Raw genomic sequence first — 14,330 nt, forward strand, 5'->3', positions numbered from 1 at the left:
GGCAGACCAACCCCACCACCCAGATCAAGTGGGCCTACGACTACATGAACTCCCGCTACGGCAGCCCGAACCAGGCCTGGGCCTACTGGCAGATCCACAACAACTACTGATCACCCCCGATCAGCACCCCGCACACACCCGAAGGGGCCCCGCGACACACCGTCGCCGGGCCCCTTCGGGCATCTTCGTGCCGTACTACCGGTGGTGCGACACCGGTTGCCGCGCCTCGCGCACGGCGCCGGCCTCGCGGACCGCACCGCTCGGGTGCAGCTCATCCGGGTGCCGGTCATCCGGGCGCAGGTCGTCCGGGGGCCGGTTGCCCGCCGGCCGGTGGCTCGGGTGCTGGTCGTCCGGGTGCTGGTCGTCGGTCCGGGCCGGCGGCGTCCGGGGCGGCTGTGCAGCGGGCGCGGGCTGCTTGCGGCGCCGGGAGAAGAACGCCGGCAGTACCGAGAGCACCGCCACCGCCGCCACCATCGGCAGCAGGTAGTCCTCGATCCCGGGCACCGAACGCCCCAACGCGTAACCGGCCAGGATGGTGCTCTGGGTCCAGAGCAGCCCGCCGATCACCTGCCAGGCGGTGAAGGTGCGCGTCGGCACCCGCAGCGCGCCGGCCAGCGGTCCGAGCACCGAGCGGACCATCGGCACGAAGCGTGCGAGCACGATCGCCTTCCGCTGTCCGTAGTGCCCCAGCAACTCCTCCGCCCGCGCCAGCACGCCCTTCAAGCGCACGCTGTGGCTGCGGGCCAGCAGCGCCTCACCGCCGTGCCGGCCGATCAGGAACCCCAGCTGGGTGCCCCCCAGCGAGCCGGCCGCCGCCGCGAGCAGCACCTGCCAGAGGCTGAGGTACGGCCCGTGGTGCGTGGACGCGGCCGGGGCCGCGGCACAGAGCACTCCGGCCGGGAAGAGCAGTGTGTCGCCCGGTACGAAGAATCCGACCACCAGCAGCCCGGCCTCGACGAATGTCACCAACAGCACCGCGAGGGCGCCGTAGGCGGCAAGCAACGAGGAGCCGCTGGTGATGTCGAGCGCCGAGATCATTCCTCACCCCCACCGGCTGTGTGATCTCTCAATTCAGAGTAGACCGGCCGGATCAAGCGGGGCTGGAGTATTGATTTAGTCACCGAGGGTCACCGGTGTGGCCGGCGCAGGCGGGGTGCACCCGGGGCGTGGGGCTCAGCGGGAGACCGCGAACCCGCCGTTCACCAGGTAGAACGTCGGCGGCGTGGCCCGGCAGCGGGTGGCCACCGGCGGGGCGCTCGGGTCCCGGTAGTCGGGCGTGCCCGTCCAGCCGATCCGGCCGGCCTCCGGTCCGCCGAGAGAGAAGGTGAAGCCGGTCTCCGGGTGCCATCCGGCGGCGGCCCGCGGTGGCTGCTGCTGACCCGGGGGGACGGTGAAGGTGAGCGAGTCGACGGTGCCGGTCACGGTGGCGGTGGGGCCGCTGGTGGTCAGGCAGTCGATGCTGACGTCGATCCGGACCGTGCCCTGCCAACTGCCGTCCGGATTGCGGAACAGGTGCTGGATGGTGGCGTGCCCGCGCCCCGAGGCGGGGTCGGCCGCCCGGTCGGTGCGTGCGTCCACGGCCAGGGTGAGGCGGTCGGAGGTGTCGGGCGTGGGGGTGCGCGGATCGAGGCGGGCGAAGCCGGCCAGGCGCACCGGGCCGTGGGCCGACCCGTGGGCCGGGGCGGTGCCGGCGGATGCGGCCGAGGCGGCCGTGGCGGGGCCGAGGCAGGCGGCGGTGACCAGGGCGAGACCGAGCGCAGTGCGCTGCTTGGTCATGGTGGGTCCTCCGATGGGTCGCGGTGGTGGACGGATCGTCCGTGCGGGCGGCGGCTGCGCCCGGTGCTGGAGCAAAGCTCGCAGCCGGCCGCCACCTGCGACCTCCGCCGCACGGCGGACCCGCTCCCCCGGGTGGGGGAGGGTCCCGAGGCCTTGGGTGCAGCGCCCGCCGGTGGGGCGGGGCGAATCGTCGGACCAGTCTTGGTTCCCGTTCCCGGCAGGTATTCTGACGGCCTGTCGGGTGGGGCTGGGGAGGGGAACTCGTGGCCGAAACGATGGCGATCGAGCTGGGTGACGGGACGACCGTGCAGGCCGAGATCATCGGCGAGCTGGGCTTCGGGCAGCAGGCCGAGCAGCAGCCGGCCTTCGGGGACGTCGGGTTGGGCTCCGGTGCGCGGCGGGCCGCCGGCGAGATCGGCTCGGCGGTCGCGCTGACCCTCGACCAGGTACGGGAGACCGTGCAGGGGGTGGGTCGCTGGGCGGCCGAGACCATCGCGCAGAGTGCGGTGGCCGGGGCGCCCGACGCCTTCGAGGTGGAGTTCGGGCTGAAGCTGGCCGTCAAGTCCGGTCACCTGGTCGGCGTGATCGCCGAGGCCGGCAGCGAGGCCTCGCTCAAGGTGCGGCTCTCCTGGGACCTCGCGGCCCGCCGCGAGCGGGCCGCGAGTGCGGGAGTGCCCGCCACGGCCGTGTCCACGCCGGCTGCCGCCGAGTGACCGGCGCGCGGCTCGGGCGGGCCGCGGCCGAGGAGTTGCACCGGTGCACGGTCCGGATCGAGACCCTGGCCGGCGCCTTCCACGGCAGCGGCTTCCTGGTGGCGCCCGGGCTGGCGGTCACCGCCGCCCACGTCGTGCTGCTCGCCCGAAGAGCCGATCCGGCAGCCGGCCTGACGATCCGTCACGAGTCGGGTGCGCACCCGGTCGAGCCCGCGGCGATCCGGGTCGACCCGGCGGTCGGCGACGGCACCGGCTTCCACCCCTTCCCCGACCTCGCCACCCTCGCCATGCCCGGCTGGACCGGCCACCCGGTCGCCCCGCTCGCCGCCGTCGAGGCCGAGACCGGCGCCGCGTTGACCGCGCTCGGCTACTCCACCTTCACCCCCTCCCCGGGCGCCCGTCCCGACACCCTGGCGCTGCGCGTGGTCGGCCGGGCCGGCGAGTTCGTCCGGGTCCAGGGCGACGGGGTCCGCCAGGGACTCAGCGGCAGCCTGCTGGCCGGCGCGGACGGCCTGGTGTACGGGGTGCTCAAGGGCAGCCGCTCCTACGAGCAGGAACAGGGCGGCTGGTACGTGCCGATCGGCGCGCTGGCCGCCTTCCTGGGCGAGGCGGTCGCGCCCCGGGTGCCCCCAGCACCTCCACTGCAACCGTTCCCGCCGTCCCCGCCGTCCCCGCTGCCTCCGCCGACGGATGCCGAGCTGGTCACCGCCCTGCTGGCCTTCCCGCAACTGCGCCGCAGCGCCGGCCGCTTCGACCTGCTCGAGGCGATGGGCGCCCGGCTCGGCCTGCCGGCCGCCTTCGAGGCCGAGGAGCGGGGCGACGCGCGCGAGCACCTGCACCGCATCGTGCAACGCTGCCGTCACTACCGCGACGAGCGGGCGGCCCTGCGCGCCCTGGCCGCCGCGCTGGGCGAACTCGCCCCCTACGACGCAGCCCTGGAGCGGTTGCGCGAGCTGGTCGGGCGGGCCGTCGGGGACCCGGAAGCCGGGTAGCCGGGCATGGCCGAGGTACCGCCGGGCGTCGGCGGGCAGGCGGGGCAGCCCTGGTCCACGGCGGGCGAGGCGCTGCTGCTGACGGTGCTGCTCGGGGTGGACGGGATGACCCGGCTGCAGGTCCGCCACGACCTGGTGAGCGCGCTGGGCCGCCGGTCGGCGACCTGGGGCCTGGACGCGCACGTCCCGGAGGAGCCGGCGGCCGACCCGCACCTGCGGAAGCTGTTGCACACCCTCGGCAGCCACCGCGACCCCTTCGCCGCCCTGCGGACGCTGAGCGAGGTGCTGCGCGAGCTGCATCCGCACGACCGGTCGGCCGGTTGGCTGGAGCCGGTCCGGCTGGCGCTGGCACCCGACGCCGTGCTGCCCGAGACCGAGCTGCTTCCGGTGCTCGCCGAACTGCGCAGCCGGCCCACGGCCGCCCTGCCGGACGCCCAGCTGCCGCGCGACACCGCGGGACTGGGCCTGCTCACCGGTCAGGAGATCCTGCCCGACCTGCTGGCCCGGCTGCTCGACACCCGCGAACGACCCCGGGCCGCCCCGCTGCTGGACTTCCTGACCGCGCTGGTCGGCGATCTCGACCCCACGGCGCGCGGTGACCTCCCGGAGGTGCACCGGCTGCTCCGCCGGCACCGCGCGCAGCCGGGCCCGCCGCCGGACGCCGTGGCGACCGCCACCCGTCTGATCATCCAGATCCGGCTGGAGAGCGAGTCGCCCGAGCACCTGGAGGCCGACCGCTTCCGGGTCCAGGCCGGCTACTACCACCAGGCGCTGGACGGCGGGCCGTTGGAGCGGCTCGGCTGGCGCAGCCGGGCGCACTCGCTCACCCGGGCCGAGCTGGTCGAGGCCGGCAGCGCCTGGCTGGCCGACTGGCCGGAGCTGACCGGCGCGCTGCGCCGGGCGGCCGGCGGGCCGGTCCGGATCGAGTTCCTGCTGCCGCACGCGCTGTTCGGCCACGCCGGCGAACTGTGGTGCCCCGGCACCGCCGCCCAGCCGCTCGGCCGCAGCCACCCCGTGGTCATCCGCTCCCTGGAGCGCTACCTGGACGCCTGGTTGGACCGGGCGGACTGGCGGCAGCGCTGGGCCGAGCTGCGCGCGTGGCTGCAGTGCCCGCCGGGCGGTCCGGCCGTCGAGCCGGAGCCGCCGGAGACGGTGCTGTCCGGCATCGGCTGGCCGGCGCTGGCCGGCGAGCACGCCCCCGACCTCGCCGACTGGTTGGCCGACCGGCCGGGGCTGGCCTGCCTGGGCCTGGAGATCCCCTACGACGAGCTCGCCCCCGGGGCCCGGAAGGACCTGGACGACGCGCTCTTCCTGGACGGTGTGCCGGTGCTGGTCTGGCGCCGCACCCCCGGCCACCGGGCCGAGCTGGTGGCGGCGCTCGGCCGCCACCGGCCCCGGCACCTGGCCGAACTGCCGGAGACCGTCCACCTGTTCCGAAAAAGGCAGCGCGGGGCCGACGCAACCCGACCGGAAGCCGGTATCACCCTGTTGTGGGACGACCCGGACTGTGTCGACCCGGTGCCCGACGAGCCCTTTCCGGGCATGACCTGATGAGCGACCGGCTGGATCCGACGAGCGAGGGGTGAGGTGGCGGCCATGGCCGAGCACTGGTGGATCTACCGCGGCACCGGCGTGCCGCACGACGGCATCACCGCACTGCCGCCGGCTCCGGCCTGGCGTTCCTTCGGCGGTGAGGCGGGGCCGGGAGCGGAGGCCGGTGCCGGGCCGACCCCGGGGCCGCCGGCACCGCCCCGGGACGAGCCCGACGGGCTGGCCGGCCGGCGCCTCGGCCGGGTCCGGCAGGCCGCCGCCTACCAGGCCGACGAGCGCGAGGTGCAGCTGGTCAACCTGGCCCTGCACCTGCGCCGCCCGCTGTTGATCACCGGCAAGCCCGGGGTCGGCAAGTCCACCCTCGCCTACGCGGTCGCCCACGAGCTGCGGCTCGGCCCGGTGCTGCGCTGGCCGATCAGCAGCCGGGCCACCCTGCGCGACGGCCTCTACAGCTACGACGCGATCGGCCGGCTGCACGAGGCCGGCCTGCGCACCGGCCATCCCGGGTACCGGATGCCGTTGCCGGGTGGCTACGGAGCGCCCGCGATCGGGAAGTTCCTCCGGCTCGGGCCGCTCGGCACCGCGCTACTGCCCTGGAAGCACCCCCGGGTGCTGCTGATCGACGAGATCGACAAGAGCGACATCGACCTGCCCAACGACCTGCTGAACGTCTTCGAGGAGGGCGAGTTCGAGATCCCGGAGCTGCTCCGGCTCGGCCCCGGCCCGCACGAGGTGGCCATCGCCGACCCCGACCGGACGGCCGTGCTGCGCGGCGGCCGGGTCCGCTGCCGCGAGTTCCCGCTGGTCGTCCTCACCAGCAACGGCGAACGCGAGTTCCCCAGCGCCCTGTTGCGCCGCTGCGTCCGGCTGGAGATCCAGCCGCCGAGCGCCGAACGGCTGGCCGCCATGGTCGCCGCCCACCTCGGCAGCGATCCCGGCACCGAGTCGATCCGCACCGAGCTGATCGCCGAATTCCTCCGCCGGCAACGGGAGAACGGCGCCGAACTGGCCAACGACCAGCTGCTCAACGCCCTGCTGATGGCCGAACGCGGCCTGTGGAGCGGGGAGGACGGCCGCCGGGTGATCCACGAGGCGCTGCTGCGCCCGCTCAACGAGAGCTGATGTCATGGCGACCGACCAGCAGCCGGATCAGCCGGGCCACCCGGATCAGCCGGGTCCTGGCCAGCCCGAGCCCGGCCAGCCCGAGCCCGGCCAGCCGGAGCCCGGGCAACCGGAGCCCGGGCAACCGGAGCCCGGCCAGCCGGAGCCCGGGCAGCCCGAGCCGGCGGAGCGCTCGCGCCGTGCGGACCGGCCGGACGGGGCAGCCGACCCGGCCCAGGCGGAACTGCGCGGGGCGCTGGCCCGGTTGCTGGCTCCGGCCGACGGCGGGCCCGAGCCGCAGGACCTGGCCGACGTGCTCTGGATGGCCCGGATCGCCGGTCTCACGCCACACCAGCCCGCCGCGCCACCGCCCGCGCAGCCCGGGCACCGGGCGCGCCCGACCGCCCAGCCGCCCGCGCCTGACCCCACGCCACCCGCCGCACCACCAGCGGTCGGAACGGCGTCCGCCCCGGCCCCCGAGCCGCGCGTCGAACTGCACGCCCCACCTGGCGCCGACCCGCAGCCCGCCCACCCGCAGCCGGCTGCCCCCGGCGGCGGCCGCGCCCAGGCGGTCCGGGTCACCCGCCCCGCCGCACTGACCGGCACCCTGGTCCTCGGCCGCGCCCTGCGCCCACTGCGCCGCCTGCTGCCGGCCCCCGGCACGGACGAACTCGACGAGGAGCGCACCGCCGAGGCGACCGCCGAGACCGGCCTGCTGCTGCCGCACTGGCACCCGACGCGCCGCCCGCGCTTCGCGGTCGACCTGCTGGTGGACACCGGCGCCACCATGGCGCCCTGGCACGGGCTGGCCGGCGAACTGCGCACCCTGCTGGAGCGCCACGGCGCCTTCGCGGACGTGCACGCCTGGGCGCTGGACACCGATCACGAGGTGCCGGCGCTCACCCCGTTCCGCCGCCGCCACCGGGCCCGCACCGCCACCGCCCCGCAGCCCGCCCGATGGCGCCGCCCCCTGGCCGATCCGACCGGGCGGCGGATCCTGCTGGTCCTCACCGACGGTGTCGGCCCCGCCTGGCGAGGCCCGCAGCTGCCCGGCTTCCTGGCCGAGGCCACCACCAGCCGTCCGGCGGCCGCGCTGCACGTGCTGCCCCGGCGCCTGTGGCACCGGACCGGACTGCGCACCGTCCCGGTCGAGGCCCGCGCCGCCGCGGCCGACCGGCCGATCCCGGTCTTCCGCACCGACGCGCCGCTGCCCGGCCTGCCACGCGGTGTCCGCAGCGCCGAGGCCCGGGCGGCCGTGCGCTGGCTGCCGGTGCTGGAGATCGACGCCGACTGGCTGGCTCCCTGGGTGGAGTTGACGGCGGGTCGGGGCTCCGGCTGGACCTCGATGCTGGCCGCACCCGTCGCCGGGCTGCCCAGACCGCCGCAGCCGCCGCAGCCGCCGGGGCCGGCCGCGGACGAGCCGCCGCCCGCTGCCGACCGGGTCGCCCGGTTCCGCGCCGGCAGCTCGCCGGAGGCCTACCGGCTGGCCTGCCACCTGGCCGCGGTCCCGCTCAGTCTGCCGGTGATGCGGTTGGTCCAGCGGGCCGTGGTGCCCGAGTCCGGGCAGCGCGAACTGGCCGAGCTGTTCGTCTCCGGCCTGCTGGTCCGCCGGGGCGGGGCGGTGGAGGCGGCCGACCCCGACGAGGTGGTGTACGACTTCCGGCCCGGCGTGCGCGAGGGGCTGCTCGCCGAGCTGACCCGCACCGAGTCGGTCCGGATGCTGGAGCTGGTGCGGGCCAAAGTCTCGGCCCGGGTCGCGGCCACCTTCGGCGGCACCCTCGACTTCGGGGCGCTGGCGGCGGGCGCCGCGGCGGGGGAGGGCGTGGCGCTGCCGGAGCGCAGCCTGCCCTTCGCCGAGGTCGCGGTGGCGGTGCTGGGCGGTGCGGGGGGCGAGCACGCGGAGCTGGCGCGGCGGCTCGGGGCGGGGCTGCGCGGGGGTGGCGGCGGGAGCGCGGGCGGCGCGGCGCTCAGGCGCGAGCTGCTGACCCCGCCACCGGAGGTGCTGAGCCCGCCGGACCCGCCGCGACTGGTCGGGCGGCGGGGTGAACTGGCCGCGGTGGCCGAGGCGTTCAGCGGCGGGAGCGGGGTGGTGGTGATCCAGGCCCCGCCCCGGGAGGGCAAACGCCGGCTGATCCAGGAGTACCTCAGGGAGCACGGTGATCGCCATCCGTTCGTGCACTGGATCAGGGCCACCCGGGTCGAGGACCTGGGTCGCGGGCTGGCCGGGCTCTGGTCGGCGATCGGATCGGTGGACCGGCCCATGCGGGACCTGCGGGAGCTGTGGCGGGCGCTCGGTGCGCGGCAGCCGGGGTGGCTGCTGGTCCTGGACGAGCTGTCCACGAGCTCCTGGGCGGTGCTGAGCCCGGGTGCCTGGCCGTCGAACGGCTGCGTGCTGGTGACCACGGGGGTGCTGGGCGGGCTGGCGATCCCGGGGGCGGCGGTGCTGGAACTCGGCCCGCTGACCGTCGCGGACTGGGCGGCAGAGCTGACGGAGCGACGGCCGAGCGCCCCGCCCGACCTCGCCGACCGCCTCCCGACCCGCCTGGCCGACGTGATCTGGTCGGTCGTCGACGAGCTGCTCGCCGACGACCCACCGGACCCGGTGGGCGCCGGAACCGAGCTCGCCTCCTTCCGACTGCCGGAGGAGGTGACGGCGATGACGACCCTCCCGGCCGCCGACGGCCGGCCGCTGCTCGCGACGCTCGGGCCGAGCGGGTGGCTGCGCTGCTGGGATCCGGAGACCGGCGGCAGCCGGGGGGAGCCCGTCCCGCTCGACCGGTCCGAGGTGGTGGGCCTGGCCGCCTACCAGGAGCGGAACGGAGCCACGGTGCTGGCCACCGCCACCCGTTACGGCCGGCTGGACCTCTGGAACCCGGCCACCGGCGCCCTGCTGCGCACCCGGTTGCCGGGCGACCTGCAGAACCGGGTGGTGGCGATGACCTCTGTCCGCCACCGCGACGGCCGCTCGCTGCTCGTGGTGGCCGGTGAGGACGGCACGCTGCTGCTGGTCGACCCGTTCACCGACTCGCACAGCGGGCTGGCCTGGTACCCCGTCGGCTACCGGTCCGGCCCGTTGGCCGCCCTGCCCGGGTCGATGGGCGGTGAGTTGCTGGCCGGCGTCGACGGCAACGGACGCGTGCGGCTCTGGGAACTCGCCGATCCGCGCTACCGGCACGAGTTCACCGTCGCCGCGGCGCTCGGGGTGACCGCCGTGGCCGGGCTGGCCCCCCGGCCGGCGCTCGCGGTGGTCGACGGCGACCGGACGGTGCACCTGCTGGACGTCGCCGGCGAGGTCGCCACGGCCGAGCGGCTGCCGTCCGACGTGCCGATGATCCGGGTGGAGCGGGATGGGCAGCCCGTGCTGCTCCTCCCGGCCCGGGTTCCGCGCCAGGGCACCGGGTCGTTGGCGCCGGTGCCGGGCTTCGTGGACCGGTTCGACGAGCTCGACCTGCTCTTCGACCAGCTGGCCCCACCGCAGGACCAGGGCGGGCCACGGCGCCCCGTGCTGGTCTGCGGGCCGCCGGGGGTCGGCAAGAGCGAGCTGGTGGTGCAGGCGGCTGCGATGGCGGCGGCGAACGGCTGGTTCCCCGGCGGCGTGTTCCGCGTCGACCTGGCCGGTTACGTGGCGTCCCCCGGCCTGGTGATGCCGGCGACGCCGGCGGAGGTGATGAGCAGGCTGCTCGACCTGCTCGGGGTGCCCGCCGAGCGGCTGCCCAGGAAGGCGGTCGAGCTGCGCGGCCTCTACCACGCGGTGCTGGCGACCTTCGCGCAGAGCCGCCGGCGGCTGCTGCTGGTCTTCGACAACGTGTCCAGCGCTTCCCAGGTGGCGGGGCTGTTGCCGCCCGACTCCAACGCCGTCGTGCTGCTCACCTCGCGGCACCGGCTGCCGCTGGAGGTCGACTACTGGGAGCTCTGGTCGCTCTCCCGGTCCGCCTCGGTCGAGTTCCTGCGGACGGCGCTACGCGTCTCCGCCGGCGAGTCCGACGTCCGGGTCGCCGCCGAGCCGGCGGCCGCCGACCACCTCGCGGAGTTCTGCGACGGCCTGCCGCTCGCGCTGCGGATCTGCGCCGACCTGCTGTCGGCGAGCCCCGGCCGGCCCCTGGCCGAGCTGGTCGACCGGCTGGCCGAGCCCCGGCACCGGCTGGACCGGCTCGGCTTCGGCGACCGCTCGGTCCGGGCGGCCTTCGACCAGTCATACCGCCTGCTCAGCCACCGCCAGGCCCGGCTCTTCCGGCTGCTCTCGGTGCATCCCGGTGACTCGCTCTCGACCGAGGTGGCGGCCGTGCTGCTCGACGTCGCGCACCGGGAGGCCCGGGACCTGATGGCGGAACTCGCCGAGGCCCACCTGATCGAGACCGACGGCGCGCTGGACCGTTGGTGGCTCTCCGGCCTGCTGCGCTGCTACTCCGGCGACCTGGGCGAGCGCCGGGAGGCCGGTCCCGGCGACGACCACCGGGAGCAGGTCCGGGCCGAGTTGATGGCGTACTACCGGCAGGTGCTGGGCGCCGCCGTCGAACAGCTGCGGGGTCCCGCCCCGGGGCGGGGTCGGTTCAGCGGCCCCGAGCAGGTCCTGCAGTGGTTGGCCGCGGAGCGCCGCAACCTGGTCCCGATCGCGCAGGCCGCCCTCGCCGGCGCCCGCGCACGGGCGGACCGTCAGGCCGCAGCAGCGTGGGCGACCACCTGGGCGGGCCTGCTGGAGGTGCCGCACGGCCTGCCCGCCGACCTGGTCGCGGACTTGCAGCAGTCCCAGGCCGAGCTGCTGGCCCTCGCCGGCCCGACCGCCCCCACCGACGGCTGAGGCGCCCGACCGACGGCACCGCCCCCACCGACGCCACCGTCCCCACCGACGGCTGAGGCCCCGCCCCCGTCCTCCCGGACGGCGGCGGGGCCCCGGCACCGCGTACCTCCTGCGTCACACCCGCGCGGCCACCGCGCCCTCGGGCTCGTCCGCGGCAGGCTGGGCGGCCAGCTCGGCGCGGACCGCGTCCAGCGACGGGTTGGCCCAGGCGCTGCGCACGCCCCAGTAGTAGAAGGCCAGGCCGAGGGCGGCGACGACCACCAGGTCCAGGCCCTCCGGCAGGTAGCCCTGGCCGCCGTACTGCTTGCTGCCGGCCCACGAGACGCCGGCCATCACCACCAGGTACCCGACCATCCAGACACCGGCCTTGAGGTGCGGCTTGAGCACCTCCCACGGCTTGCGCAGCTCGTACCAGGCCCAGATCGGCAGGCCGGCGGCCATCAGGATGATCACCTTGCCGGTCAGCGGCCAGCGGGCCCAGTAGAGCACCAGGGAGCCGAAGACCATGGCGATCGGGGCGATCACCGGCATCGCCCGCAGCCGTACCGGCCGGGGCAGGTCGGGGGCCAGCCGGCGCAGCGACATCACGGCCACCGGGCCGGTGATGTAGGAGATCACGGTGGCCACCGAGACGATGGAGGCCAGCGAGCCCCAGCCGCGGAAGACGGCGAGGAAGGCGAAGGCGATGAACAGGTTCAGCACCAGCGCCGGGCGCGGCACGCCGGTCTTGCGGTCGACCCGGCCGAAGATCGACGGCAGCTGGCCGTTCTCCTGGACGCCCTGGATCATCCGCGAGGTGGTGGCGGCGTAGATCATGCCGGTGCCGCTGGGCGAGATGAAGGCGTCCGAGTAGAGCACCAGCGCCAGCCAGTTCAGGCCCCAGGTGGTGGCCAGGTCGGCCAGCGGGGAGTTGAAGGAGAGGCTGCTCCAGCCCTTGGCGACGGTGTCGTGCGGCAGCGCGCCGAGGAAGGCGACCTGCAGCGCGATGTAGATCACCAGCGCGATCAGGATCGAGCTGATCACCGCCTTCGGCAGCGAGCGGCCCGGGTTGCGGGCCTCGCCGGCCAGGTTCAGCGGGGACTGGAAGCCGTTGTAGGCCCAGACGATGCCGGAGGTGGCGACGGCGGTGAAGACCGAGTTCCAGCCGTTGGGGGCGAAGCCGCCGTGGCCGGTCAGGTTGTGGCTGTCGAAGTGCGAGTAGAGCAGCGCGCTCGCGGTCAGCACCGGCACGACCACCTTGAAGACGGTGATGGCGGTGTTGGTCTTCGCGAACAGCGTGATCGCGAACCAGTTGAGCGCGAAGTAGACGAGCAGCAGCACGCTGGCCAGGGCCACACCGCTGCCGGTCAGCTCCGTCCCGTTGTACAGCTGGTGCGCCCAGCCGAAGTGCCAGGAGCTCATGTACTGCACGGAGGCGGTGGCCTCACCGGGGATCACCGAGACGATGGCGATCCAGTTGGCCCAGGCGGCCAGGTAACCGGCCAGCGAGCCGTGCGAGTACTGCCCGTACCGGACCATGCCGCCGGCCTTGGGGAACATCGAGCCGAGCTCGCTGTAGGTGAGGGCGATCACCAGCGCCACGGCGGCGCCGATCACCCAGGCGAGGATGGCGGCCGGGCCGGCCAGCTTCGCGGCGCGCTCGGCACCGAAGAGCCACCCGGAGCCGATGATCGAGCCGAGGCCGACGGCGGTCAGGGCGATCGTGCCGAGCGAGCGGCGGTAGTTCTGGTGGGACGCCGTTGTCGGCTCGGGGGCGCTCAACGTTTCAGTCCTTCCGTTTCGTCTCGGGCCGGTGGGGCACGACAGGGCGTGCCGCCGCCAGGCCGGGGCATCCGGGCAGACTAGGCGACAAAATCGGACGTAAACCTCAGGTGAACCTCAGATTGTCCGATCGTTGTCATTCCGTATCCGACTATCGGTTGCGCCCCCGTCGATCGGCGGGGCAGGGGACACACCGGTCGGAACCGCCCCCGCGGCCGCGGCAACCGGCCTAACGCGCCGACCATCGCCCGGGTGGCGGTCGGCACCGGAGTGATCCGCATCACCCGTCGACCTGCGGCTTCCGCGCCTGCTGGCCCTCGGTGCGTGTGCACCGCCATACTCTGGGTGATTCGCCGGACCGGGGGTGGGCCGGCGCGACCCGACGGAGGGGGAGACCAGGGTGCGTGGCGGGCGAGTGGCCGTCGTGGGTGGGAGCATCGCGGGGTGCGCCGGCGCGCTCGCCGTGGCGCGCGCCGGTGCGGGGGAGGTCGTGGTCTTCGAACGCGCTGCCAGCCAACTGGAGGAGCGCGGCGTGGGCCTGGCGATGCACAACGACCGGTACGCCGAGTTGGCGGAGGCCGGTTTCGTCGACGCGGGCATGCCCTTCGTCCAGCTCGCCACCCGCCCCTGGGTGGTGCGCGACGGCGACGAGCCGGCCGGGCGCACCGTGGCCGTGCTGCCCATGCCGTTCCGCTCCTACAGTTGGGGCCCGCTTTGGCGGGCGCTGCGCTCCCGGATCCCCGCGGGCGTCGACTACCGCTCCGGGGTGAGCGTCGCCGCGGTCGAGCGCTCCGGCGACGGCGCGCTGGTGCGCCTGGCGGACGGCACCGAGGACCACTTCGACCTGGTGCTCGGCGCCGACGGCTACCGCTCGCTGGTCCGGGCCGCGACCTTCCCGGCGGAGGCGGCCAGCTACGGCGGGCACCTGGCCTGGCGCGGCACCCTGCCCGTCGAGCGGCTGCCCGAGCCGCGGGACGCCTTCCCCTCGCACGCCGCCGCCACCGTGGCCTTCCCCGGCGGCCACATGATCAGCTACTGGATCCCCGGCCACGACGGCGGCGGCGCCATGGTCAACTGGGTGCTCTACGCGGTCCCGCCCGGCCCCGCCGAGCGCTTCGCCGACCCGGGCGGCACCCACCCGCGGGTCGTGGACGAGGACCTGATGCTGCACCAGCAGGAGCTGGTGGCGCGCCACTTCCCGCCCTTCTGGCAGGAGGTGGTGGCCCGCACCGCCCCGGCCGACCGGTTCATCCAGCCCATGTACGACATGGCCATCCCGCACTACGCCGACGGCCCGTTCGCGCTGCTCGGCGACGCCGCCTCGATCGCCCGCCCACCCACGGGCAGCGGGGCGGTCAAGGCGCTGCAGGACGCCGCCGCGCTGGAACGGGCGCTGACCGGCGCGGAGACCCTGGCGCAGGGGCTGCGCGCCTACAGCGAGGACCGCGCCCCGGTCGGCCACGCCACCGTGCGGCTGGGCCGCAGCCTCGGCCGGGCGCTGGTCGAGCAGACGCCCGACTGGAGCGCGATGGACAGCGCGGCCCTGGAGGAGTGGTGGCTCCAGGCGGGCGGCGGCAACGGGTTCGGCGGGCTGAAGCTGCGCCGCTGAGCAGGCGTCGGGGCCGAGCGGGGGCCGGG

General features: G+C 75.6%; 9 protein-coding genes. 6 read left to right on the forward strand and 3 right to left on the reverse strand.

From position 1 onward, the window contains the following. Nucleotides 1-195 precede the first annotated feature (195 nt). Nucleotides 196-1,038, reverse strand: a complete 843-nt coding sequence (locus ACQRUO_RS18665; protein WP_428317089.1) for a DedA family protein — start codon at nucleotides 1,036-1,038, stop codon at nucleotides 196-198. A gap of 135 nt (nucleotides 1,039-1,173) precedes the next feature. Beyond that, entirely contained in the window at nucleotides 1,174-1,776 is a 603-nt protein-coding gene (locus tag ACQRUO_RS18670; protein WP_428317090.1) for a hypothetical protein, read from the reverse strand. A 263-nt stretch (nucleotides 1,777-2,039) separates the two neighbouring features. Between ACQRUO_RS18670 and ACQRUO_RS18675 the strand changes: the two genes are divergently transcribed. The 5 genes from ACQRUO_RS18675 to ACQRUO_RS18695 are packed head-to-tail and all read left to right on the forward strand — an operon-like array spanning nucleotide 2,040 to nucleotide 10,931. After that, on the forward strand, nucleotides 2,040-2,489 hold the full coding sequence (locus tag ACQRUO_RS18675; protein ID WP_428317091.1) for a CU044_2847 family protein: 450 nt from the start codon (nucleotides 2,040-2,042) through the stop codon (nucleotides 2,487-2,489). Continuing rightward, a complete protein-coding gene (locus ACQRUO_RS18680) occupies nucleotides 2,486-3,481 on the forward strand; it encodes a trypsin-like serine peptidase (RefSeq protein ID WP_428317092.1) in 996 nt (331 codons plus the stop codon). Before ACQRUO_RS18675 ends, ACQRUO_RS18680 begins: the two co-directional genes overlap by 4 nt. A 6-nt stretch (nucleotides 3,482-3,487) precedes the next feature. Then, a complete protein-coding gene (locus tag ACQRUO_RS18685; RefSeq protein WP_428317093.1) occupies nucleotides 3,488-5,032 on the forward strand; it encodes a hypothetical protein in 1,545 nt (514 codons plus the stop codon). Nucleotides 5,033-5,077: 45 nt separating this feature from the next. After that, on the forward strand, nucleotides 5,078-6,154 hold the full coding sequence (locus ACQRUO_RS18690; protein ID WP_428317094.1) for an AAA family ATPase: 1,077 nt from the start codon (nucleotides 5,078-5,080) through the stop codon (nucleotides 6,152-6,154). 4 nt (nucleotides 6,155-6,158) lie between these two features. Beyond that, nucleotides 6,159-10,931, forward strand: coding sequence for an SAV_2336 N-terminal domain-related protein (locus ACQRUO_RS18695; RefSeq protein WP_428317095.1), 4,773 nt, complete (start codon nucleotides 6,159-6,161; stop codon nucleotides 10,929-10,931). 114 nt (nucleotides 10,932-11,045) lie between these two features. Here ACQRUO_RS18695 and ACQRUO_RS18700 read toward each other — a convergent pair whose 3' ends face one another. Then, nucleotides 11,046-12,692, reverse strand: coding sequence for an APC family permease (locus tag ACQRUO_RS18700; RefSeq protein ID WP_428317096.1), 1,647 nt, complete (start codon nucleotides 12,690-12,692; stop codon nucleotides 11,046-11,048). Nucleotides 12,693-13,116: 424 nt separating this feature from the next. Between ACQRUO_RS18700 and ACQRUO_RS18705 the strand changes: the two genes are divergently transcribed. Beyond that, nucleotides 13,117-14,301: an FAD-dependent monooxygenase gene (locus ACQRUO_RS18705; RefSeq protein WP_428317097.1), complete on the forward strand. Its 1,185-nt coding sequence runs from the start codon at nucleotides 13,117-13,119 to the stop codon at nucleotides 14,299-14,301. Nucleotides 14,302-14,330: the final 29 nt, after the last annotated feature.

This window comes from Kitasatospora sp. LaBMicrA B282, assembly GCF_050325825.1.
Classification (GTDB): Bacteria; Actinomycetota; Actinomycetes; order Streptomycetales; family Streptomycetaceae; genus Kitasatospora.

Coding starts and splice junctions, on each gene's coding strand:
- ACQRUO_RS18690 (WP_428317094.1), top strand. CDS start 5,078: ATGGCCGAGCACTGGTGGATCTACCGCGGCACCGGCGTGCCGCACGAC.
- ACQRUO_RS18665 (WP_428317089.1), bottom strand. CDS start 1,038: ATGATCTCGGCGCTCGACATCACCAGCGGCTCCTCGTTGCTTGCCGCC.
- ACQRUO_RS18670 (WP_428317090.1), bottom strand. CDS start 1,776: ATGACCAAGCAGCGCACTGCGCTCGGTCTCGCCCTGGTCACCGCCGCC.
- ACQRUO_RS18695 (WP_428317095.1), top strand. CDS start 6,159: ATGGCGACCGACCAGCAGCCGGATCAGCCGGGCCACCCGGATCAGCCG.
- ACQRUO_RS18685 (WP_428317093.1), top strand. CDS start 3,488: ATGGCCGAGGTACCGCCGGGCGTCGGCGGGCAGGCGGGGCAGCCCTGG.